Source organism: Baekduia sp., from assembly GCF_035996765.1.
Taxonomy (GTDB): Bacteria; Actinomycetota; Thermoleophilia; order Solirubrobacterales; family Solirubrobacteraceae; genus Baekduia.
Window position 1 is genome coordinate 44,487 of record NZ_DASYJG010000036.1, and the last position, 21,180, is coordinate 65,666.

The window sequence follows — 21,180 nt, forward strand, 5'->3', positions numbered from 1 at the left end:
CGTCGCAAATGCCGTCAAAATCCCGATCCGGTGCCGTTCGCTGCGGCTGTGGATCGGTGTTAGCACGTGGGGAGGATGGTGTGGACAGGCGCGCGCCCGGGTGTCCGATACACTGGCCCGCCGGTCGTACGACCTCCCCGACGGAGCACGAAACTTCATGAAGCGCACCTATCAGCCCAAGCGACGCAAGCGCGCCCGCGCGCACGGCTTTCGCAACCGTATGGCCACCAAGGCCGGTCGCGTCGTGCTCAAGCGCCGCCGCGACAAGGGCCGCAAGCGGCTGACCGTCTGACCGTGGACGCGCCCTCGCGCGCCGGCGGCAGCCTTAAGCGACCCAAGAAGGGTCGGCTGTCCCGCAGCGCCGAGTTCGAGCGCGTCTACCGCCAGGGCCGGTCCATCGGGAACCGGCACCTCGTCCTCTACGTGTTCCCGCGCGGCGCGGCCTCGGCGGCGCCGCAGGAGCTCTCCGCCGGGCCGCGGCTCGGTCTCTCGGTGTCGCGCAAGGTCGGCGGCGCCGTCGATCGCAACCGCGTCAAGCGCCTGTTGCGTGAGGCGTTCGCCATCGAGGGCCAGCGCCTGGCGCCCGACAGCGATGCCGTCGTCGTCGCACGTCCCGAGGTGCGCGAGCTGGCCGAGCGCGAGGGCCTCGAGGGCGTCCGCGCCGCGCTGGGCGAGCTGATCGGCCGGTCGGCCGGCGAGAAGCCCGCCGCCCCCGCGTCGTGAGCGATGAGCCGTCCTTGTTGCGCCGCGTGGCGGTGGCGCCGATCATCGCCTACCAGCGCGTGATCTCGCCGCTCTTCCCGCGGCGCTGCAAGTACGAGCCGACCTGCTCGGCCTACGCCGCGCAGGCGATCGGCCGCTTCGGCATACTCCGAGGCCTGGTCCTGGCCGGCTGGCGGCTGCTGCGCTGCAACCCTTGGAGTCACGGCGGTTACGACCCGGTCGAGGAGCAGCGCCTCTTCCGTCTGCCGCCCTCCTCTCCCGGGGTGGGCGGGTCCGAATCACCGCACGCCTGAGCCTATGGTCCCCATCACCGCGAACATCCTGCAGCCGCTGGTCGACGTCTTCGAGTCGATCCTCAAGTTCTTCCACGACAGCGTCGGCGCCAGCTGGGGTCTGTCGATCATCCTGCTGACGATCGTCGTCCGGGCCGCGCTGCTGCCGCTGGCGGTCAAGCAGTTCCGCTCCATGCAGGCGCTGCAGCGGATCGCGCCGCACCTCAAGGAGCTGCAGGCCAAGTACAAGGACGACAAGCAGCGTCTCCAGCAGGAGACGATGAAGTTCTACCAGGAGCACAAGGTCAATCCCTTCGCCTCCTGCCTGCCGCTCGTTGCCCAGCTGCCGGTCTTCCTGTCGCTCTTCTACATGCTGCGCAAGGACTTGCGCTACGACATCTGCCCGGACATCAACACGGCGGCGGTCAAGGTCCCGAAGCCGTGTGGCTCGACCGAGGCGTCGCAGTTCTGGTTCATCCACGACATCACCGACAAGGCGACGGGCGGGGTCCTGATCGCGCTGCTGGTGCTGTACGTCGGGTCGCAGCTGGTCTCCAGCCTGCTGATGATGACCGCGACCGCGGATCAGAACCAGAAGATCATCATGCTGGTCCTGCCGTTCCTGTTCGTCGGGTTCGTCTTCCGCTTCCCCGCGGGTCTGATCATGTACTGGATCACGACGAACATCTGGACGATCGGGCAGCAGCAGTTCCTGCGCCGGATCATCGGGCGCAACGCTCCAGAGCCACCCCCGTTACCGAGCGAGGGCGGAGGTGGCGGCGCGGTGGCAGAGCCCGCCGCTGCCGGCGGAGGCGGGCTGTTTGCCCGGTTCGCCAATGCGGCTGCGGGCGGGGGCGCCAGCAGCGGCAACGGATCCAGCGCCGCCAAGGAAGAGTCGCGGGTCACCAAGGCGCCGCCGCCACCCCCGCGGCAGCGCAAGCGCAAGCGTTCGGGACGGAGGCGATAGACGATGGCTGAGCGCAGTCAGGAAGAGATCTTCCGCGATTTCCTCGAGCACATCGTCCAGGGCCTTGGCCTCGAGGCGACGGTGGAGATCGACGGCAACGACGAGGCGCTCGTCGGCACGTTGCACGGCGAGGAGCTCGGGATCTTCATCGGCCGTCACGGTCAGACGATCGATGCCGTCCAGCATCTTGCGCAGCGGATCCTGCTGGCGGACCCGGAGATCGAGCGGCGCCGCATCGTCGTCGATGCCGAGGGCTATCGCGCCCGCCGCCGCGAGGCGCTTGAGAAGCAGGCCGACCAGGCGGCCATCGACTGCGAGAAGTTCAGTCGCCCGGTGGCGCTGGACGCCATGACGGCCAGCGAGCGCAAGCACGTCCACGAGTACCTCCGCGAACGCGGCGGCGTGGACACCCACAGCGAGGGCGACGAGCCGGAGCGCCATCTCGTCGTCACGCCGATGTTGGCGTAGCAGCCGTTCCACCAGGACCGTTTCACATGAAACGCCCGGGGCCGACCTAGCTGAACCGGTCCCACCCACCTGTGTTTTGCGTTTCACGTGGAACGCTTGGCCCGGGCGTTTCACATGAAACGGTGCCGACCGTCGCGCCGGCCCTCTAGGCTGCGGGCCGTGCTTTGTGTTGAGAACCGACTGTCTGAGTTGGCCGAGCTCTGGGAGCTTCCGGCTGGTGTGCCCGCGCAGTTGCGCACAATCCTGGACCTCGTCCAGGCCGAGCCGACGTCGATCACGACCGTGCGCGATCCCGAACGAGGGGTCGACCTCCACGTCGCCGATTCACTGGCCGGCTTGGCCATTCCGGCCCTCCGCGAGGCGTCCACCATCGCCGACCTGGGGAGCGGAGGCGGCTTCCCGGGCCTTGCGCTCGCAGCGGCGTTGCCGGAGACCCGCGTCACCTTGGTCGAGAGCGTCGGCAAGAAGTGCAACTTCCTGCGGCGCACCGCCGATGTCGTAGGGCTACGCAACGTCGAGGTCGTCAATGCGCGCGCCGAGGCGTGGTGGGACGGGATCGGCAGCCAAGAGATCGTGACGGCCCGCGCGCTCGCCCCGCTCAACGTCGTGGTCGAGTACGCAGCGCCGCTGCTGGTCGAGGGAGGCTCGCTGGTCGCCTGGAAGGGCAGGCGGGATCCGTCCGCCGAGGCTGATGGAGTTGTTGCTGCGGAGATCGTCGGCCTTGAGCCGGCCGAAGGTGACCCGATTCCCGTCGAGACGTCGATCCACGGCGCAGAAGCACGGCACCTCTACGTCTACCTGAAGGTTCGAGAGACGCCGTCTGAGTTCCCTCGCCGAGAGGGAATGGCCCGCAAACGGCCACTTCAAGGCTCTGCTGCAGCCTGAGAGTCTTGGTTCGGCGGCGAATCCAAGCCGCCGTCCGACCGCCTGCGCCGCTACCGTGAGCCCCGAATGGGCACCGTGTACGCGATCGCGAACCAGAAGGGCGGCGTCGGCAAAACGACCACCGCCGTCAACGTTGCGGCGTGCATCGCCGAGGCCGGCTACGACACGCTGCTGGTCGACATCGACCCGCAGGCCAACGCCACGGTGGGGCTCGGTGTCCCCAAGGACTCGCTGCCCAACGTCTACGACGTCCTCGCGGGTGAGGCGACCGCGGCCGACGCGCTGCAGCCGACCGCGATCGAGCGCCTCTTCGTCCTGCCCTCCTCGCCGGACCTCGCGGGCGCCAACGTCGAACTGCCGCGCCAGGCCGGCTCCGAGCAGCGCCTGCGCGAGGCGCTGGAGCCGCTGCGCGAGCGCTTCGCCTTCATCCTGCTGGACTGCCCGCCATCGCTCGGCCCGCTGACGGTCAACGCGCTGGTCGCCGCCGACCGCGTGATCGTCCCGGTCCAGACCGAGTACTTCGCGCTGGAGGGCCTCGCCGGCTTGCTCGACACGCTCGCGCTGATCCAGCGTGAGCTCAACCCGCGCCTGACCGTCGCCGGCATGCTGCTGACGATGCACGACGGGCGCACGCGCTTGGCCCGCGATGTCGAGCGCGAGGTCCGCGAGCACTTCCCCGAGCTGGTCTTCGACACCGTCATCCCGCGCAACGTCCGTATCGGCGAGGCGCCCAGCTACGGGCGTCCGGTGATCCACCATGATCCGCACTGCGTGGGGTCCGACGCGTACTTCGAGTTGGCCAAGGAGGTCGCGGCCCGTGGCTGAGCGCGGCATGGGCCGGGGTCTGGCCGCAATCCTCTCGGTCTCGGCGCCGGCCGAGGACGGCGCCGACGGCGCCGCGGAGCTGCGCGACCTGGCCGTCGATCTCATCAAGCCCAAGAAGGACCAGCCGCGCCGGCAGTTCGACCAGGAGTCGCTGCAGGCCCTGGCCGAGTCGGTCGCTGAACGCGGCGTCATCCAGCCGGTCCTCGTGCGCCCGCGCGCGGGCGGGACCTTCGAACTGGTTGCCGGCGAGCGCCGCTGGCGCGCCGCCAAGCTTGCGGGCCTCGAGCACGTCCCGGCGCTGGTCCAGGACCGCGATGACGCCACGACGCTCGAAGTCGCGCTGGTCGAGAACATGGCTCGCGAGGACCTCAACCCCGTCGAGGAGGCCCGTGCGGTCGCCGGCCTCGTCGAGGAGTTGGGGCTCACGCGCGAGGCGGTCGGCAAGCGCGTCGGGCGCAGCCGGGTGGCGATCTCCAACCTGCTGCGCATCCTCGATCTGCCTGATGAGGCGCTGGGGCTGATCGAAGCCGGCACGCTCACCGAGGGCCACGGCCGCGCGCTGCTGCTCGCCGAGGACCAGCTTGACCGCAAGCGCCTGGCCGCCACGGCCGCCGAGGGCGGCTGGTCGGTGCGGGTGACCGAGGAGCGGGCACGCGAGGCGAACGCCGCCGCGGACCGAGACCCCGGCGTTCGTGCCGGCAAGACGGCCATCCACCCCGACCAGGCGGCCGCCGCGGCGGAGATCGCCGATGCGATCGGCGTCGCGCTGGGCACCGAGGTCAAGGTCCGCCCACGCGGCACCGGCTACAAGATCGAGCTGGCGCTGGACTCGCTCGACGACGCCCTCGCGCTGGCGGCGCGAGTCCGCGCCGGGGCCTGAGCCCGCGCTACACTTTCGCCCCGCAGCGGGCGATTAGCTCAGTCGGTTAGAGCGCTTCTCTGATAAGGAAGAGGTCCCAGGTTCGAATCCTGGATCGCCCATCACAAGGTTGGTGGGAGGGCCGTATTCCGGGCCTTCGTCGTTTCGGAGCGCCCTCCAGGGTGTGGGTGCTCAGCCGCTCGGCGGACCGACCATTCCGCGGTCGCGCCACCAGTCCATTGCCTGCCAGCGTAGGACGAGCGTTGGCGGCACGCTGCCGCGTCGACCGTTGCGCCGGGTCAGCGCGAGCACAACGTCCCCGGGTCGCCACCAGTTGTACGCGGTGCACCAGAGACGATGTGCCCACTCGACCTGGTCCTGAAAGTCTCGGGCAGGGCTGGGCGCGGTGCCATGGGCGATGGGGTCGTGATCGTCGCCTTCATCCAGCCACGCCTGCAGGAGTTGCCACAGTCCAGCGTGGCAGTCGCAGAGCTGCGCGAGGAAATAACGCCGCGGCTCCTCTCCGGTGAGGCCGATCTGCTGGAGGCGAGACTGCCAGCGCTCGATGTCCTCGAGCACCACCGGCGCGCCGGTCCGCAGAGGAGCATCCGACAGGACGGTGGCCAGGTTGCCCAACCGTGTGTCGGCGCGCTCGATGGAGCGGCCGCATTCGGCATTCAGCGCCTCTGCGCGCTGCTGCGACTTGAGTGCAGGCGCGTGAGCGACGGGAAGGAGCACGGGATGCTCCTCGTAGCGCGGGGACGGGACGGCCAGCGGCGGGAAGCGGTAGCGGCTGCTCCAGGCGGCCATCTCGTCGACGAGCCGGAGCCTGGTCTCCCAGTGGCGGTAGTCGATTGCGACGTCACGCACGAGCTGCCAGGCCCGGTGCTCGTCCTTCCACCAGCACAGCACGTCGAAGACGTCCGGGCGCCGGTCGAGCTGGCGGCCGCGGGCACGCCAGACCGCCTGCCAGCGACTGGCCGTCTCCAGCAGGAGCGCCTGAACGTGACGGGAGCTCTCCAGTCGCTGGACGCCGCTGGGACGTGGCGGGGTCGGGGTGGCGGCCGGGAAGTACATGGCCTCGAAGCGCTTGAAGGCCCGGTGCGTGCGCAGGCCGTTGAAGTCGGGATCCTCCCCGACGAGCCAGTCGCGCCGCGTCGCGATGAAGGCGCTGTCAGCGCAGGTCGTGGCCTGCTCAAGCCGGGCGACGGCCGCCTCGGCGAGCTCGTCGCGCTGGTCGACCTCGAGCGTGCTGTCCAGCAGCGGCACGGCGAACGCGCAGGCGGCGTTGTAGTGCTCGTGCCAGGTGCGGAAGGGGGTCAGACCCTCGATGCGGCTGATCGTGGTGGTGAGTCGCGCGACCTTCGGTGGCCACACGGTGGTCTTCGAGCCCAGCTGGCGGCGGACCCATCGCAGCCGCTCCTGGATCGCGAGCTGCGTCAGCTTCACCGACGGCGCGTCCAGCAACGCGCGCCGATCAAAGCGGGCGCGGCGCTGCACCGCGCCGGCAGCGTCCAGTGCGGCGAGGGCGAGCAGCTCGCGCAGCTCGAGGTAGCGGGTGCGTTCAGGGGCCTCGGCTTCGTGGCCGCCTTCGAGGAGCACGGGAACCTTCAGGCATCCCAGCCGCCGCCTGCGTGCGAACGAGCGCGACCACGCGTTCGGGCCCGGCGTGCCGCGCGGCGTGGAGGGCCGATGGCGCTTGTCGACGTCGAGGAGCTCGCGCCGCAGGTCCTTGTCGAGGCCTCGGCGTAGCGCGGTGCGGCTCTGGTCGCGGCGGGTCGGCTTGGCCGGCACCGCCGCGCGCCGTTGCCACTGCTCGGCGAACTCAGCGCTGCCCAGCAGCACGATGCGCCGGTAGCGGGCGACGAGCATCGCGTGGTCGCGCTGGCGCTGCGCGGCGCGGCGGTACAGCCACCACGGGCGCATGCGCTCATCAGACGTCGTCACCGTCAGGATGCCCATGTAGGTGGCGTAGGCGTCGAGGTAGAGGCCGAGCTTCTCCTGGAGCTTGCCGGCCTGGAGACGGATCTGCAGGTTCATGGGATCGAGGCGCAGCGCCTCGTAGTAGGCGTGCAGCGCCTCGTCGTAACGGCGCGCCTGCTCGAAGGCCGCGCCCTGCTCGTAGGCGTGCAGCAGGCCGATCGGCATGGTGAACCGTCGCCACGAGGACCATTGGTCACGACAGAGCCGCGTGCTCGGCAGCAGCGCCGAGGTGGCCGCGTCGGCAGCGCGCCGGACCGCCTCGTCCCACGTGGTGGCCCAGACGGTGGTCGGTGGGCGGGCGCGATTGGGCAAGCAGGTGACCTGCACGGTGACGCCGCAGTGCTGTGTGCCGCTGCCGGCGTGGAGCACGCCGCCGATCTCGTAAGCGTGGGTCGGCACCGCGGCGCGCAGGAGGTGGATCAGGCTCCCGAACACGTTGCGGGCGTCGATGCCGCTGCCGCCCAGGACGTCGAGGAAGTCGGTCTGAGGCACGGCGCCCGGAAGGCTTGTTGGCGCTGAGAGCCGAAGCTCGGCTAGCCGCCGGCGAAACGTGAGGCCCAGCGCATCGACGTCCGGGCCCCGACTCGGCGCGGTGTCCTCGAGCGTGGTGCCCGTGGAGAAGGGGTTGACGCGGATCGCCCCGGGGCGCCAGGCGAGCCATTCGAAGGTGATGCGTCGGATGCACCAGGTGATGGCGGTGGCGGCGAGCAGCGTGATCACCAGCGCCGGGCCGGCCTTGATCGCTGTCGCGGCAAGGTTCTCCAGCACGGTCGGCAGGCCGAACGGTCGTCCGTGCCCGACGAGGTAGGCCAGACCGCCCAAGGCGGCGAGCCCGAGCAGCGCGCCGACTGACCAGATGACCGCAAACGGCCAACGCGGGAACGTCCGCGAGGCACGCGTGTGCGAGTTCAACCGCCAAGCCATCGCTCCCCTCCTCCGGGTAGCTCTCAGGCCCAGCCTAACTCGCTCGTTCCCACTGGTCAACAGCAGTAAGCGGCTTGCGTGCGTCGGGCGGTACAGAACGCGCCGGCGGGCCGATGCCCGCGCGCCTCGCGGCGATCTGGGCTGGCCTGGCCGCGCCTATACTGGCCAGACACCACCGAGGAGCTCTTCTCGTGCAGGAAATGGTCATCTATGGCGTCAGCTTTGACATGGTCGGCAAGCAGCCGATCGTCCTGTTGAAGACGGTCGACAGCAATAAGTTCCTGCCCATCTGGATCGGGCATCCAGAGGCTGCGGCGATCCTCATGAAGCTGCAGGGCGCGACGACGCCTCGACCGATGACCCATGACCTCCTCTGCGACATGCTGGGTGAGCTCGAAGTCAAGTGCACGCAGGTCTCGGTCACCGAGCTGCGCGACAACACGTTCTTCGCCTCGATTACGCTGCAGGTCGCCGGCCGCGACGTCGAGATCGACTCGCGGCCCTCGGACGCGCTGGCCATCGCCGTGCGCTCCGGCGCCCCGATCTTCGCCGCCGAAGAGGTCATCGCGGAGTCCGCGATCGAGTTCGAACACGAGGTCGAGGACACCGAAGAGGTCGTCGACCGCTTCAAGGACTTCCTCGACCAAGTAAGTCCCGAGGACTTCGCCGGCGACAGCTAGGTCCGCGTGCGGACGCTGCGGGCCACGGCCCGGGCGACCAGCTGCGCGATCAGGTCATCGAACGCGATGCCCGCGGCGTCGGCGGCCTGGGGGAGCAGGCTCGTCTCGGTCAAGCCGGGGATGACGTTGGCCTCCAGCACGTGCAGGCCGCCGTCGGCGTCGCAGAGCAGGTCGACGCGCGAGACGTCGCGGCAGCCGAGCAGCTCGTGGACCGCGACGGCGAGCTCCTGAGCGGCCGCTGTCACGTCGGCGGGCAGGTCGGCCGGGCAGACGAAGGTCGAGCGGCCGATCTCATAGCGCGCGTCGAAGTCGTAGACGCCGCCTTCGGGGACGGCCTCGACGATCGGCAGTGCGACGCCGTCGAGCACCGAGACCGCGAGGTCGCGTCCTGCGATGTGACGCTCCAGCAGGACCTTGTTGGAGTAGGAGAACGCGGCGACCAGCGCGCCCGGGACCGCGGCAGTGTCGCGGGCGATGCGCAACCCCAAGGCGCTGCCCTGGTCGGCGGGCTTGACGACCATCGGGAAGCCGATCCGCTCGGCGATCTCGCCCAGGGCTTCGGCCGCGCCCAGCTGCTTGAACGCCGTCTCGGTGAACGCGACGAAATCCGGCGTCGGCATGCCCGCGTCAACCATGTGGTGCTTAGCCAGGACCTTGTCGGAGCAGCGGATGCACGCCGAGACGCCAGAGCCGGTGTAGGGCAGGCCGAGGATCTCCAGCAGCTCCTGGACCGTGCCGTCCTCGCCGTCGCGGCCGTGCAGGGCCAGGAAGCAGACGTCGGGCGCCAGTTCGCGCAGGCGGCGGACGAGGTCGTGGTCGACGTCGATGCCGTGGGACTCGTGGCCGAGGCGTTTGAGCGCATCCTCGACCCGGGCGCCGGAGCGCAGCGAGACCTCGCGTTCCAGCGAGCGACCGCCTTTCAATACCGCGACGCGGCTCATGGCCGGCGGTCCGAGCGACGGGCGCCCGGTTGGTCCTGCGGGCGCGGCAGCTGCAGCACGTCGGCAAGCTCCGGGTCGGCTGCGGCGGGCGCCTCAGCCACCGACGGCGCGGGTCGCGACCCCGTCAGCGCGCCGAAGAGCTCCAGCTGCTCAGTGACGACCTCGCCGATGCGCCGGACACCCTCACGGATGTCGGCGTCGCCGACGCCGGAGAAGTTCAGACGCATCGACGAGCCGCCGCGGCCGTCGAGGTAGGCACCGCGCCCCGGCACGAACGCGACGTTGCGCTGCAGCGCGCGGGCGAGCAGGTCGGTGGTGTCGATCTCGTCGGGCAGCGTCGCCCAGACGAACAGGCCGCCCTCGGGCTGCGTCCAGGTCGCCTCGGCCGGGAAGTGCTCGGCCAGCGCGCCGAGCAGCGTGTCGCGCCGGCCGCGGTACAGCCGCTTCAAGGACTCCAGGTAGGGCTCCCACTGGCCCTCGCGGAAGTACTGGCTGACGAAGTGCTGGGTCAACGACGAGGTGCACAGGTCGGCGCCCTGCTTGCCCATGTTCATCTTCTGCAGCACCGGCGCGGGCGCGACGGCCCAGCCGAGGCGCAACCCCGCTGACAGAATCTTGGAGAAGGTCCCCAAGTAAATGATGAAGTCGCCGCCGCTGAGCTGCAGCAGCGTGGGCAACGGCTCACCTTCGTAGCGGAGCAACCCATAGGGGTTGTCCTCCAACACCAACAACTCGCGCTCGGCCGCGACCTCGACCAGCCGCTTGCGCCGCGGCAGCGACATCGTCACGCCGCCCGGGTTCTGGAAGTTCGGGATGGTGTAGATGAACTTCGGGCGGCGGCCCTCGGCCTCGAGGCGGTCGAGCGTCTCCTCGAGCACGTCGATCGGCATGCCGTCGCGATCCATCTCGATCTGCACGACGTCGGCCTGGTAGGAGCAGAACGACGGAATCGCGCCCGGGTAGGTCGGCGCCTCGGCGACGATGACGTCGCCCGGATCGATCAGCGTCTTGCAGACCAGGTCGATGACCTGCTGGCCGCCGGTCGTGACGAGGATGTCCTCGGGGTCGACGTCGGCGCCCTCGGCGGCCATGACGTGGCGGATCGCGTCCTTGGTGATCGCCAGGCCCTCGGTCGGCCCGTACTGCAGCGCGGCCGCCGTCGAGGTCGCCGCGACGCGCGACATGATCGCCGCGAAGTTCTCGGGCGGGAAGGTCGATGTGTCAGGCAGGCCGCCCGCCAGCGAGATGACCTCGGGGCGCTCGGTGATCGCCATCAGGTCGCGCATCGCCGAAGATTTCATCCCGCGCGTGCGCGAAGCGAACAGACCCGTATACCGCTCGAGCTCGTGCGCGGCGGCGCGCTGGGGGCGGCGGGAGCGAGGCATGCTCGGCTTCCCTTCGCCGTCGGGACCTTCGGACCTGCGGTCTGTCATGGTCCCCGGGCACGGTACCGATGAAGCTCGCTCTCGACATCCTCCAAGGGCTAGGTCTCGCCTCTGCGGCAGGGTTGCGTCCGTTCTTGCCTGCCCTTCTGGCGGGCGGTCTGGCGTCTGCCGACGTCGGCCTCGACTTCGACGGGACGCCGTTCGCGTTCCTGGAATCACCGTGGTGGCTGCTCTTATTGGCCTTCGCGCTGGTCGCGACGGTCTTCGTGCGCCCCTACCTGGAGAAGCCTGCCGGCGAGGCTGCGCTGAGCGGCATCGGGATCGGCCTCGGCGCGCTGCTCTGCGCGGCCTCGATCGACGATCGGCACGCCACGTGGTGGTACGGGCTGCTCATCGGTGCGGCCGTCGCCTACCTCGCGAGCAGCGTCTCCCGTGCGATCTTCGGCCGCGTCCGGGCCCGCTTCGCCTCCGCCGGCGACAGCCAGGCCGCCGCGGCGCTGCCGTTCTACGGTGAGGCGGCGGGCCTCGTCGTCGCGGGCGCGAGCATCCTCTTCCCGCCGTTGGCGCTCGTGGCGGTCGGCTTCCTGATCGCCTTGCTGATCACCGGCCGCCGCCGCGGCGAGCAGAAGTACGCCGGGCTGCGCATCCTGCGCTGATCGCATGAAGCGCCTGCTCCTGGCCGTCATCGACGGGTGCAAGCCCTCCATGTTGGAACGCGCCGTGGAGCGCGGGGAGGCGCCGGCGATCGCCGCGGTCTTGGAGCGCGGTGCCTTCGTGCCCGAGCTCTGCGCCGCGTTCCCGTCGGTCACGCCGGTCTGTGCGACCTCGATCGCGACCGGCGTCCTGCAGGACCGCCACCACATCGCGGCGATGAACTGGTGGTCGCGCGCCGAGCGGCGCTATGTCGAGTACGGCTCGTCCTTTCGGGCAGCGCGCAAGCTCGGCATCGCCAAGCAGCTGACCGACACGGTGTACAACCTCAACGGCTCGCACATGGCCGCAGACATCGAGACGATCTACGAGTCGCTCGACGACGTCGGCGTGCGGACCGCAGGTACCACCTACCTCGTCTACCGCGGGCGCCACGAGCACCCGATCTCGCGCGAGACGGCGCTGACGCGCCTTGCCGGCACGCTCTTTCGCAAGCCGGTGATGGGCCCGCGCGAGCTCTTCTACGCCGACATCTTCGCCAGCCGCGAGACCGGTTGTCGCAGCCAGATGGGCCTTCCGGGCATCCGCGACCAGCACTCCGGCTGCGTCGGCGCCTGGCTCGCCGCACGCGACCTCTATGACTTCCTGTTGTTGTCGCTGCCCGACAACGACACCTACTCCCATAAGAACGGGCCGCACGCGCAGCCGACGTCGATCGCGGCGGCCGATGCCCAGATCGTGCGCGTTGCCGAGGCCGCGGGCGGGCTGGAGCGCTTCCTTGACACCCACGCGGTGATCATCTGCGCCGACCACTCCCACGCGCCGGTCGAGCGGCGCATCGACCTGCGTGGTGCGTTCGGCGACTGGGAGGTCGCCGGGCCGGGCGGCCGCGCCGTCGAGGAGGCCGAGCTGGCGTTGTGCCCCAACCAGCGCGCTGCGATGGTGTACGGGTTGGTCGGCGAGGCACGCTCGACCGTGATCCCGCGTGTGGTCGAGACGGCCTCGGCGATCCCTGGCGTCGACATCGTCGCCTGGCGCGAGGGCGAAGAAGGCGTCATCCGTGGCGTCGGTCGCGGCGAGCTGCGCTTCCGGGTGGGTAACCCCGCCCCCGCCCACCCCGAGCTGCGCGACGCGCGCGGCAACCACTGGACGGTCGAGGGCGACCTCGGCGCGCTCAGTGCGACGACCTCCGACGGTCGGTTCGACAGCCCCGACTACCCCGACGCGCTGCGCCGCGTCTGGGCGGCGCTGACCTGCGCGACGGCGGGTGATGTCCTGCTCAGCGCCGGGCCGGGTTGGGAGTTCCCCGACTGGGGCGGCGCCGACCACGTGGGCGGCGGCAGCCATGGCTCGCTGCATCACTCCGACTCCTTGGGCGCGCTGGCGTTCTGCGGGGTTGATCGGGCCCCGGCCTCAGCCGACGGCGCCTGGTCGATCACCGACGTCGCCCCGATGGTCCGCGCGCACTTCGGCATTGCGCCCAACTGAGCCTGCCTGCAGGTGGGCCGGGTAGCCTCCGGCTTCGTGCCCGACGCCCTCGACCGGCTGCGACGCCGCGACCGCCTGCGCCGCGGTGTGCGCCACGCACACAACTGGTGGCAGCTGGCGCGCTTTACCGCGGTCGGCGCCAGCGGGTACGTCGTCAACCTCGCGACGTTCGCGCTCTGCGTGCACGCGCTCGATCTCGACTTCCGCCTGGCGGCCTTTCTGGCGTTCCTCGTCGCGGTCACCAACAACTTCTGGTGGAACCGCCACTGGACCTTCGATGCCCGTGGCGGGCACGCCGGCCAGCAGGCCTTCCGCTTCCTGGTCATCAGCGTCGCGGCGTTCGTGGTCAACCTCGCGATCCTGGAGGTCCTGGTCAGCGTTGCCAACCTCAAGGAGGTCGTCGCTCAGGCGATCGCCGTCGCGGCCGCGACGCCGTGCAACTTCCTCGGCAACAAGCTCTGGACGTTCACCGAGTGAGAGATCGCGGGCGGGTTCGGCGGGCGGGTGGGCTCCTCTTCATCGTCCTCGCGCTGGCCGGCCTGCTGCTCGGCATCGCGACGGCCCCCGCCGTGGCCCCCGCGGCCCCGACCGGCCTGCTGCCCACCGCGCCGAGCAATCCGAACGAGCTCAGCCGGGTGCAGACGCTCGGCGGCACGCCTGCGGGCCATCGCCTCGCCGGCGCCCAGGCCCAAGCGATTGCCGCCCGCAGCCCGAAGGTCAAGGAGGCCCTGCGCCAGTACCCGAAGGCCAAGCCCGAGGTCTTCCTCAAGGGCCCCCGCGACTGGCAGGTCAGCTGGTTCACGCCCGGGACCGGCACCGCGCGCAAGGAGGTCGCCCAGGTCAAGGTCGCCGATGCGACCGGGCAGATCACCGAGGCGTGGAACGGTCCGCAGGTCGCGTGGACGATGGCGCGCGGCTACACGGGCGCGTTCGGGCGCAAGGTCAACTCGCCGTGGGTCTGGATCCCGCTGTCGGTGCTGTTCGTCGCGCCGTTCTGTTCGCTGAGACGTCGGGGTGGGGGGGTCCACATGCTCCAGCTCGACCTGCTCGCGCTCGTCGGCTTCGGCATCTCGGTGGCCTACTTCAACGACGGCAACATCAACGCGTCGGTCCCGATCGCCACCGGACTGTTGTTCTACGTCTTGGTACGGATGCTGTGGATCGGCTACCGCCGAACACCGGACGACGGCGCGGCGCCCAGTCGTCGCCTCCCCCTGTGGATCTCGCCGCTGTGGCTGGCGGTCGCGCTGATCTTCCTCGTCGGCTTTCGCATCGGGTTGAACGTCAACGCCTCCAACGTGATCGACGTGGGGTACTCGGGTGTGATCGGCGCCGACCGCCTCGTCGACGGCAAGCACATCTACAACAACTTCCCCAAGGACGACGAGCACGGCGACACCTACGGCCCGGTCGCCTACGAGGCCTACGTGCCGTTCGAGCAGGCGCTGCCGTGGAGCGGTAAGTGGGACGACCTGCCGGCAGCGCATGCCGCGGCGATCGCCTTCGATCTGCTGACGCTGTTCTTCCTGTTCTTGGCGGGAAGACGGATCCGCGGGCCCGGGCTCGGAATCGTCTTGGCCTATCTCTGGGCGGCGTGGCCGTTCAGCCTGTACGTGTTGAACTGCAACAGCAACGACGGGCTCGTCGCGGCGTTTGCCGCCGCCACGCTCTACGTCGCGGCGAAGCCCGGCGCGCGCGGCGCGATCACCGCGCTGGCGGGCCTGACGAAGTTCGGCGCGCTCGGCCTCGCGCCGCTGCTGGCGACCCATGGCGCGCCGCGCGGAAAGATGGGCGCAACGATCGCCAAGTTCACCGCCGCGTTCGTCGCGACCGCGCTCATCGTCTCGCTGCCGATCATCGTGCACGGCGAGTCGCTGCACGCGATCTATGACCGCACGATCGCCTTCCAGGCCAATCGCGACGCGCCGTTCTCGATCTGGGGCCTGCACCATCTGACCGTCGGCGAGCACATGTGGCAGCTGACCGCGGTCTTCTTCGCCGTCGTCGCGGCCTTTTTGCCCCGCCGACGTGACATTGTGGGCCTCGCGGCCGTGGCGGCCGCCGTCGTCATCGGGCTGCAGCTGGGCCTGAATTACTGGTTCTATCTCTACTTGGTGTGGTTCTTCCCGTTCCTCGCAGTCGCGCTCTTCGCGCGCTATCGCGTCCCCGACCCGGCGTAGGGCTCTCCGTCCTGGCGCTGATCGCCGTCTGGCTGGTGGCCACGCGCCACGGGCCGTTCAGCGACGCCTCGGTGGGCGACCTGTTCGTCTATGGGAACTACAAGGACTTGATGGCGCACGGCCTCGTGCCCTATCGCGACTTCGTCTTCGAGTACCCGCCTGGTGCGTTGATCCCGGTCAGGCTGGCCGGCGGCGACGTCGATTACCTGTCGTTGATGATGCTCGGCTGCGCGCTGGTCACGCAGCTCGCGGCATGGGCGGCGGGCGGGCCGATCGCCGGCTGGTCGATGGCCGCGCTGCCGGTGCTGGCGGGCGCGCTGGTGCGCACGCACTTCGACCTCTTTCCGACCGCGCTGGCGCTCGTCGGCCTCGCGCTGATCCTCGCCCGGCCGCGGCGCGGGGCCGTCGAGCTGGGGTTCCTCCTGCTCGCGCTCGGAATGATGACCAAGCTCTGGCCCGCGGCGCTGGCGGCGGTCGCCTTCTGCTGGCTGCTGGGGCGCGGTGAGCGGCGCCTCGCGCTGCGCGCGGGCGCGATCTTCCTGCTCGTCGTGCTCGCTACGGGCATCCCGTTCGCGGCGCTCGGGGGCTTTCCGTCCAAGATGGTGCGCTTCCATCTCGACCGCCCGGTGCAGATCGAGTCCACCGCGGCGTCGGTGCTAGAGCTCACCGGGGGCTCGTATGTCACCGGCGACCCGGTCCGTCCCGACCGCTTTAAGTCCAACGGGTTGGATGGCGGCGCGGCAGACGTGGTCGCCGCGATCAGTACGCTGGCGCTGCTGATCAGCGCCGCATTGATCCTGCGCCTCGTCGCGCGGCGCCCGACGCGCGACGGGCTCGTCCTCGCCGCGTTGGCGATCACGCTCGCGTTCGTGGTATGGAGCAAAGTGCTCTCACCGCAGTACGTCGTCTGGCTGCTTCCGCTGGCCGCGGTGGCCGCCGGCCACGGCTATCGCCTAGCGCCCGCGCTCGTCGCCGTGGCGGCGCTGACGACCCAGCTCTGGTTTCCCGCCAACTACTTCGATGTCGTCTACCAGCACGCTTGGGCGGTCGTCGCGGTCGGCGTCAGGAACCTGCTGCTGCTTGCGGCGCTGGCCGCCACGGCTCGAGCACTTGCTCGATCGCCGTCGCGCGCAGCGGCTGCTCCGAACAGCGGATGACGACACCCATCAGCCAGGGGTCGTCCTCGCTGGTCTCAAAGCGCACCATCATGTGCGTGCGCATCGACTCGATCGACTGCTCCTTCTTGACGCCGAGCACGCCGCCGCGCGGGCCGGTCATGCCGACGTCGGTGATGTAGGCCGTCCCGCCGGGGAGCACGCGCAGGTCGGCGGTCGGCACGTGGGTGTGGGTGCCGACGACCGCCGTCACGCGCCCATCCAGATACCAGCCCATCGCGATCTTCTCGCTGGTCAGCTCGGCGTGCATGTCGACCAGGATGTGGTCGACCTTGCCGTCGAGCTCTGAGAGCACGTTGTCGATCTCCAGGAACGCGACGCGCCCCGCGCGCAGGTGCAGGTTGCCGCTGAGGTTGACGACGCCGAGGCGCACGCCGTCCTTCTCCACGATGCAGAAGCCGCGGCCTGGCTGCGAGGCCAGGTAGTTGGCGGGCCGGATGATCGGCTTGCCGCTCTCGAGGTAGGGCCCGATCTCCTGGCGGCGGTAGGTATGGTTGCCGAGGGTGATCGCGTCGACGCCGCCGGCGAAGAGCTCATCGGCGAGCTTGGGGGTGATCCCGAGGCCGCCGGCGATGTTCTCGCCGTTGACGACCACGAAGTCGACGGCATGGCGTTCGCGCAAAGCGGGAAGCAGTTTGAGCAGCGTGCGCCGCCCAAGCCCGCCGACGATGTCGCCGACGAAGAGGATGGTGGGGGCGGTTGGCACGTCCCATACTCTGGCGCAAGCACGACATGAGCAGCGAGCACCCCACAGACGCCGAGGAGTGGAACGGCCACGATCCGCTGGACGAGGAGCCCCCGCCCGAGGCTCCGGCCGTCCAGAAGGTCGTCGTCCCGCGCTGGATCCAGCTCGTCGCGCTGCCGCTGATCGTCATCGCGCTCTTCCTCGTCGCCAAGGCGGCGGGCGTGGTGCTGCTGGCGTTCACCGTCGCCGCGGTCGTCGCGCTGATCCTCAACCCGATGGTGTCGTTCCTGCAGCGGCGGCGGTTGCCGCGCGGGCTGGCGATCCTCGTCGTCTACCTCGGCCTGCTGACGGTGCTGGCCGGCACCGGCGTGCTGCTGGCCAACCCGGTTGCCGACCAGGCCCAGAAGTTCGGCAATGACGTGCCGGGGATCGTCGACGACGCCAACGGCCGCCTCGCCGACCTGCAGGACTACTTCGATCGCAAGGGCATCAACATCGAGGTCAAGCGCCAGGGGGAGACCGCGCTGCAGACGCTGCAGGAGAAGGTCGTCGGCGGGACGAGCGACATCGTCGACTTCGGCGGCCAGATCCTCAAGACGGTCGTCACGGCGGGCCTGGGCCTGCTGCTCGTGATCGTCTTGTCGGTGTACATGCTCATCTACGGCGAGCGCATCGGCGCGACCGTGCGCTCGGTCATGCCGCCGGGAGACGGCACGGAGGCCGACGACTTCCCGACGCGGATCCAGCGCGCGGTCGGCGGCTATTTGCGCGGGCAGATCTTCTTCAGCCTCGCGATGGGCCTGGGTGCCGGGCTCGGCCTATACGTCTTCGGCGTCACGGGTGTCTTCCCGGATGGCAAGACCTATGCCTTCGCCTTCGGCGCGTGGTTCGGCCTGATGGAGCTGATCCCGTTTGTCGGCCCGTTCCTTGGCGCGCTGCCGCCGCTGCTGGTCGCGCTCTTCCAGGACCCGCTGACCGCGGTCTGGCTCGGGATCTTCTTCACCGCGCTGCAGCAGCTGGAGGGCCACGTGGTCGCGCCCTACATCTTCGGCCACACGCTGCGGATCAACCCGCTGCTGGTCATCTTCGCCCTGTTGTTGGGCGGCGAGGCCTACGGCTTCCTCGGCGCGCTGCTGGCGCTGCCGCTGGCGGCGATGCTGCGCGAGACGGTCGTCTACCTGCGCCGCCATCTGGTGCTGGAACCGTGGGGGACGGCGAGCGTCCTCGGGATCGCCGGGCCGTCTCCACCGGTCCGCCGATGTCCGGAGTGCGGTGCGGGGCCGGCGCGCGAGGACACGTTCTGCCGCACGTGCGGCGCGGCGCTGGCGCCAACGGAAGTAGCCTCTCGCCGGTGAACGACGCGGTGGCGGCGCTGGAGGCCCGGGACGTCATCCGGCGCTTCGGTGAGCGCGAGGCGCTGCGCGGCGTCAGCCTCCGCGCCGACCGCGGCGAGACGCTGGCGATCATCGGGCCCAACGGCGCGGGCAAGACGACGCTGCTGTCGATCCTCGGCGGCGTGCTGGCGCCGAGTGCCGGAACGGTGAGCCGCGCTCCGCGCGACGTCGGCTGGGTCCCACAGCAGCCGGCGGTCTACGGCAAGCTGACGGTCGCCGAGAACCTGGCGCTGTTTGCCCGGTTGGAGCGGGTCGCCGACCCCGAGGCGGCGGTGCAGCGGATGCTCGACCAGACCGGGCTGCGCGACCGCGCCGGCGACCAGCTCGGCACGCTGTCGGGCGGCAATCGCCAACGGGTCAACATCGCCGTCGGCTTGCTGGCCGATCCCGACGTGCTGTTGCTCGACGAGCCGTCCTCCTCGCTGGACCCGCGCCAGCGCGAGCGACTGTGGGGGTTTGTCGAGGGGCTGGCGCGCGCGGGCACGGCGGTCGTGTTCACCACGCACAACGTCAGCGAGGCCGAGCGCTACGCCGACCGCGTGCTCGTCCTGGCCGACGGCGAGCTGCTCTTCGAGGGCACGCCCGCGGCGCTGCACGAGGCGGTGGGGAGTGACTTGTATGACTTCGAAGAGGCGTTCGTGGCGTTCCTGCGGGAGCGTGGCCATTGAGCGGCGTGCGCTTCCTGCTGGGCAAGGACCTGCGGATCCTGGGCCGCTCGCCGTTGTTGGTGTCGTTGCTGGTGATCTACCCGGTGGTCATCGCGGTGCTCATCGGCCTCGCGCTCTCCAAGGGTCCGGACAAGCCGCGGGTGGCGATCCTCAACCAGCTGCCCCCGCAGTCGAGCGCGGTGGCGATTGCGGGGACCACCGTCAACCCATCGGACTACGCGAGCAAGCTGTTTCAGTCGATCGTTCCCGTGCGGGTGCACACGCGCGCGGAGGCCGAGCGCAAGGTTCGCGACGGCGACGTGCTGGCCGCGATCATCGTGCCGCCCGACCTCGTGGCGCGCCTGCAGCACACGATCAGCCTGTCGGGGACGGGGGCAAAGCCGACGGTCGAGGTGCTCTACAACGCCCAGGACCCGGTCAAGCAGCAGTTCGTGCAGTCGACGATCAACTCGCGCGTCGCCGACCTCAACAAGGTGGTCTCGACGAAGCTGACGCAGATCGCGGCGGGCTACCTCAACATCCTGCTGTCGGGCGGCAAGTTCTCCATCTTGGGTCGCGACTTTGACATCGCCGGCCTGAAGAAGTCCAAGGCCTTGATCGACTCGGTGCTGACGCGCACGCCGCAGAGCTCGCCGGACCGCGACGCGCTGCAGCGCGTGTCGCGGTTTGCGCAGCTGGCGATCGACAACCTCGATCTCTCCGATGCGGTCCTGAGCTCGCTCGCCACGCCGGTGAAGGTCGACGAGACGATCGTCAAGGGGCGGCGCACGCCGCTGGACGCCTTCGCGGTGACGGTCGCGGTGACCATGTCACTCATGTTGGTCTGCGTCCTGCTCGCCGCCGGGATGCTGGCGCTGGAACGCGAGGAACACGCCTTTGCGCGGCTGGTCCGAGGGCTCGTGTCGCGGACGGGGTTGTTGGTGGAGAAGGTGGTGTTGGCGGCCGGCTGTGCGGCGGCGGTGACGCTCGTGATGGTCGCGGGCGTGTCGCTCTTTCACTCGCTGGACTGGAGCCGCGCGCCGCTGTGGGTCGTGGCGCTGGGCGCCGGTGGTCTGGCCTTCGGTGCGCTGGGTGTGGCGATCGGCGCGCTGGCGCGCGAAGTGCGGGCCGCGTCGCTGCTGGCGATCCTCCTCGCCCTGCCGATCGCGTTCCTCGCGCTGGTGCCCAGCGGCGCGGTCGCCCACGGGCTGTATGACGCGATCCGCGTCATCTCCGCGCTCTTCCCGTTCCGCGCGTCGCTGGATGCGACCGACGCCGCGCTCAACGACGCCGGTGGCCTGGGTGGGGCGCTGGTCCATCTGGCCGCGCTGGTCGTCGGCTGGTCGCTGCTGGCGCGCGCGGCGCTCCAGCGGTTCTAGAACGCGCGGCGTCGGCCGAACGGCTTTGGCCTTCGGCCCCTGCCTTCGGCGTCACGCTCGGCTGCTACGTTCGCCAGCGTGCTCGGCCACGTCCCCCCGCGGGTTCGCTTGGACGGTGAGCGGACCGCCATCCGCCCGCTGGCCACCGGGGACGCGACCGAGTTCGCCGCCGCCGTCGCGGCGAACCGCGCGCACACCGAGCCGTGGGAGCCGATCCACGCCGAGGTGCACTACACGCGCGCCGGGCAGGTGGAGACATTGCGCCGCGACGTCGAGGCGTGGGAGCTCGGCACCGGCTACGCGTTCGCGGTGCTCGATCGCGAAGACGGCGACGCGATCATCGGGCGCATCGCGCTGGGCAACGTGGTGCGCGGCGCGTGGCGCAACGCGACGCTCGGCTACTGGGTTGCCGCGGCGTCGGGCGGCCACGGCCACGGGACGACGGCCGCGCTGCTGATCTGCGAGTTCGCCTTTCGCCACGCCGGCCTGCATCGCGTGCAGCCCGCGGTGATCCCGCGCAACGTCCGCTCGATCCGCGTGGTGGAGAAGGCGGGATTCCGCCGCGAGGGCCGCGCGTTGAAGTACCTCAACATCGCGGGCAACTGGGAGGACCACGACATCTTCGCGATGACGATGGAAGATTGGGAGACCCGGGACCGCTGAGGGTCC

The 21,180-nt window shown here is 70.2% G+C and carries 22 protein-coding genes and 1 tRNA gene; 19 read left to right on the plus strand and 4 right to left on the minus strand.

The annotated features are described in order from the left end of the window. The first annotated feature begins 157 nt into the window (after window positions 1–157). The 9 genes from rpmH to VGO10_RS08435 all read left to right on the plus strand — a co-directional run bounded on the left by rpmH (window position 158) and on the right by VGO10_RS08435 (window position 5,121). The gene (rpmH, locus tag VGO10_RS08395; RefSeq protein WP_327467136.1) at window positions 158–292 is read left to right on the plus strand and encodes a 50S ribosomal protein L34; all 135 of its coding nucleotides are present in this window, start codon (window positions 158–160) and stop codon (window positions 290–292) included. Window positions 293–294: 2 nt separating this feature from the next. After that, window positions 295–723, plus strand: a complete 429-nt coding sequence (gene rnpA / locus VGO10_RS08400; protein WP_327467138.1) for a ribonuclease P protein component — start codon at window positions 295–297, stop codon at window positions 721–723. Beyond that, window positions 720–1,016: a membrane protein insertion efficiency factor YidD gene (yidD, locus tag VGO10_RS08405; protein ID WP_327467140.1), complete on the plus strand. Its 297-nt coding sequence runs from the start codon at window positions 720–722 to the stop codon at window positions 1,014–1,016. The genes rnpA and yidD overlap by 4 nt, the downstream gene beginning before the upstream one ends. Window positions 1,017–1,020: 4 nt before the next feature. Next, window positions 1,021–1,962 (plus strand): YidC/Oxa1 family membrane protein insertase, encoded by a 942-nt coding sequence (locus tag VGO10_RS08410; RefSeq protein WP_327467142.1) that lies wholly within the window; start codon window positions 1,021–1,023, stop codon window positions 1,960–1,962. 3 nt (window positions 1,963–1,965) lie between these two features. Further along, a complete protein-coding gene (locus VGO10_RS08415) occupies window positions 1,966–2,430 on the plus strand; it encodes a protein jag (RefSeq protein ID WP_327467144.1) in 465 nt (154 codons plus the stop codon). A 159-nt stretch (window positions 2,431–2,589) separates the two neighbouring features. Further along, window positions 2,590–3,315 carry a 16S rRNA (guanine(527)-N(7))-methyltransferase RsmG gene (rsmG, locus tag VGO10_RS08420; protein ID WP_327467146.1) on the plus strand — a complete coding sequence of 242 codons (726 nt, stop codon included), beginning with the start codon at window positions 2,590–2,592 and terminating at the stop codon, window positions 3,313–3,315. Window positions 3,316–3,381: 66 nt separating this feature from the next. Beyond that, a complete protein-coding gene (locus VGO10_RS08425) occupies window positions 3,382–4,140 on the plus strand; it encodes a ParA family protein (RefSeq protein ID WP_327467148.1) in 759 nt (252 codons plus the stop codon). Next, the gene (locus tag VGO10_RS08430) at window positions 4,133–5,020 is read left to right on the plus strand and encodes a ParB/RepB/Spo0J family partition protein (protein ID WP_327467150.1); all 888 of its coding nucleotides are present in this window, start codon (window positions 4,133–4,135) and stop codon (window positions 5,018–5,020) included. The genes VGO10_RS08425 and VGO10_RS08430 overlap by 8 nt, the downstream gene beginning before the upstream one ends. A gap of 27 nt (window positions 5,021–5,047) precedes the next feature. Then, window positions 5,048–5,121 (plus strand) — tRNA-Ile (locus VGO10_RS08435). 70 nt (window positions 5,122–5,191) lie between these two features. On the opposite strand, the gene VGO10_RS08440 is transcribed toward VGO10_RS08435, so the two are convergent. Beyond that, entirely contained in the window at window positions 5,192–7,906 is a 2,715-nt protein-coding gene (locus tag VGO10_RS08440) for a tetratricopeptide repeat protein (protein ID WP_327467152.1), read from the minus strand. 200 nt (window positions 7,907–8,106) lie between these two features. Here VGO10_RS08440 and VGO10_RS08445 point away from each other — a divergent pair, with 200 nt between their 5' ends. Then, on the plus strand, window positions 8,107–8,586 hold the full coding sequence (locus VGO10_RS08445; RefSeq protein WP_327467198.1) for a bifunctional nuclease family protein: 480 nt from the start codon (window positions 8,107–8,109) through the stop codon (window positions 8,584–8,586). Here the strand turns inward: VGO10_RS08445 and VGO10_RS08450 are convergent. Together VGO10_RS08450 and VGO10_RS08455 are read right to left on the minus strand one after the other, a co-directional pair. After that, window positions 8,583–9,527: a D-alanine--D-alanine ligase gene (locus tag VGO10_RS08450; protein WP_327467154.1), complete on the minus strand. Its 945-nt coding sequence runs from the start codon at window positions 9,525–9,527 to the stop codon at window positions 8,583–8,585. The two genes, VGO10_RS08445 and VGO10_RS08450, sit on opposite strands and share 4 nt — an antisense overlap. Then, window positions 9,524–10,912, minus strand: a complete 1,389-nt coding sequence (locus VGO10_RS08455) for a PLP-dependent aminotransferase family protein (RefSeq protein ID WP_327467156.1) — start codon at window positions 10,910–10,912, stop codon at window positions 9,524–9,526. The genes VGO10_RS08450 and VGO10_RS08455 overlap by 4 nt, the downstream gene beginning before the upstream one ends. A gap of 68 nt (window positions 10,913–10,980) precedes the next feature. Here VGO10_RS08455 and VGO10_RS08460 point away from each other — a divergent pair, with 68 nt between their 5' ends. The 5 genes from VGO10_RS08460 to VGO10_RS08480 are packed head-to-tail and all read left to right on the plus strand — an operon-like array spanning window position 10,981 to window position 16,388. Continuing rightward, window positions 10,981–11,568 carry a DUF4126 family protein gene (locus VGO10_RS08460; RefSeq protein WP_327467158.1) on the plus strand — a complete coding sequence of 196 codons (588 nt, stop codon included), beginning with the start codon at window positions 10,981–10,983 and terminating at the stop codon, window positions 11,566–11,568. Between the two features lie 4 nt (window positions 11,569–11,572). Continuing rightward, a complete protein-coding gene (locus tag VGO10_RS08465) occupies window positions 11,573–13,051 on the plus strand; it encodes an alkaline phosphatase family protein (protein WP_327467161.1) in 1,479 nt (492 codons plus the stop codon). 36 nt (window positions 13,052–13,087) lie between these two features. Continuing rightward, window positions 13,088–13,528 (plus strand): GtrA family protein, encoded by a 441-nt coding sequence (locus tag VGO10_RS08470; protein WP_327467163.1) that lies wholly within the window; start codon window positions 13,088–13,090, stop codon window positions 13,526–13,528. Continuing rightward, window positions 13,525–15,231 carry a hypothetical protein gene (locus tag VGO10_RS08475; RefSeq protein WP_327467165.1) on the plus strand — a complete coding sequence of 569 codons (1,707 nt, stop codon included), beginning with the start codon at window positions 13,525–13,527 and terminating at the stop codon, window positions 15,229–15,231. Before VGO10_RS08470 ends, VGO10_RS08475 begins: the two co-directional genes overlap by 4 nt. A gap of 35 nt (window positions 15,232–15,266) precedes the next feature. After that, complete coding sequence (locus VGO10_RS08480) at window positions 15,267–16,388, plus strand: hypothetical protein (protein WP_327467167.1); 1,122 nt, start codon at window positions 15,267–15,269, stop codon at window positions 16,386–16,388. On the opposite strand, the gene VGO10_RS08485 is transcribed toward VGO10_RS08480, so the two are convergent. Further along, on the minus strand, window positions 16,294–17,112 hold the full coding sequence (locus VGO10_RS08485) for a TIGR00282 family metallophosphoesterase (protein WP_327467169.1): 819 nt from the start codon (window positions 17,110–17,112) through the stop codon (window positions 16,294–16,296). The two genes, VGO10_RS08480 and VGO10_RS08485, sit on opposite strands and share 95 nt — an antisense overlap. Between VGO10_RS08485 and VGO10_RS08490 the strand changes: the two genes are divergently transcribed. From VGO10_RS08490 to VGO10_RS08505, 4 genes are all read left to right on the plus strand, one after another. After that, complete coding sequence (locus VGO10_RS08490) at window positions 17,106–18,446, plus strand: AI-2E family transporter (RefSeq protein ID WP_327467171.1); 1,341 nt, start codon at window positions 17,106–17,108, stop codon at window positions 18,444–18,446. The two genes, VGO10_RS08485 and VGO10_RS08490, sit on opposite strands and share 7 nt — an antisense overlap. Beyond that, window positions 18,443–19,153: an ABC transporter ATP-binding protein gene (locus tag VGO10_RS08495; RefSeq protein WP_327467173.1), complete on the plus strand. Its 711-nt coding sequence runs from the start codon at window positions 18,443–18,445 to the stop codon at window positions 19,151–19,153. The genes VGO10_RS08490 and VGO10_RS08495 overlap by 4 nt, the downstream gene beginning before the upstream one ends. A 5-nt stretch (window positions 19,154–19,158) precedes the next feature. After that, complete coding sequence (locus VGO10_RS08500) at window positions 19,159–20,511, plus strand: ABC transporter permease (RefSeq protein WP_327467200.1); 1,353 nt, start codon at window positions 19,159–19,161, stop codon at window positions 20,509–20,511. 78 nt (window positions 20,512–20,589) lie between these two features. Next, window positions 20,590–21,174, plus strand: coding sequence for a GNAT family protein (locus tag VGO10_RS08505; protein ID WP_327467175.1), 585 nt, complete (start codon window positions 20,590–20,592; stop codon window positions 21,172–21,174). The last annotated feature ends 6 nt before the right edge of the window (window positions 21,175–21,180 follow it).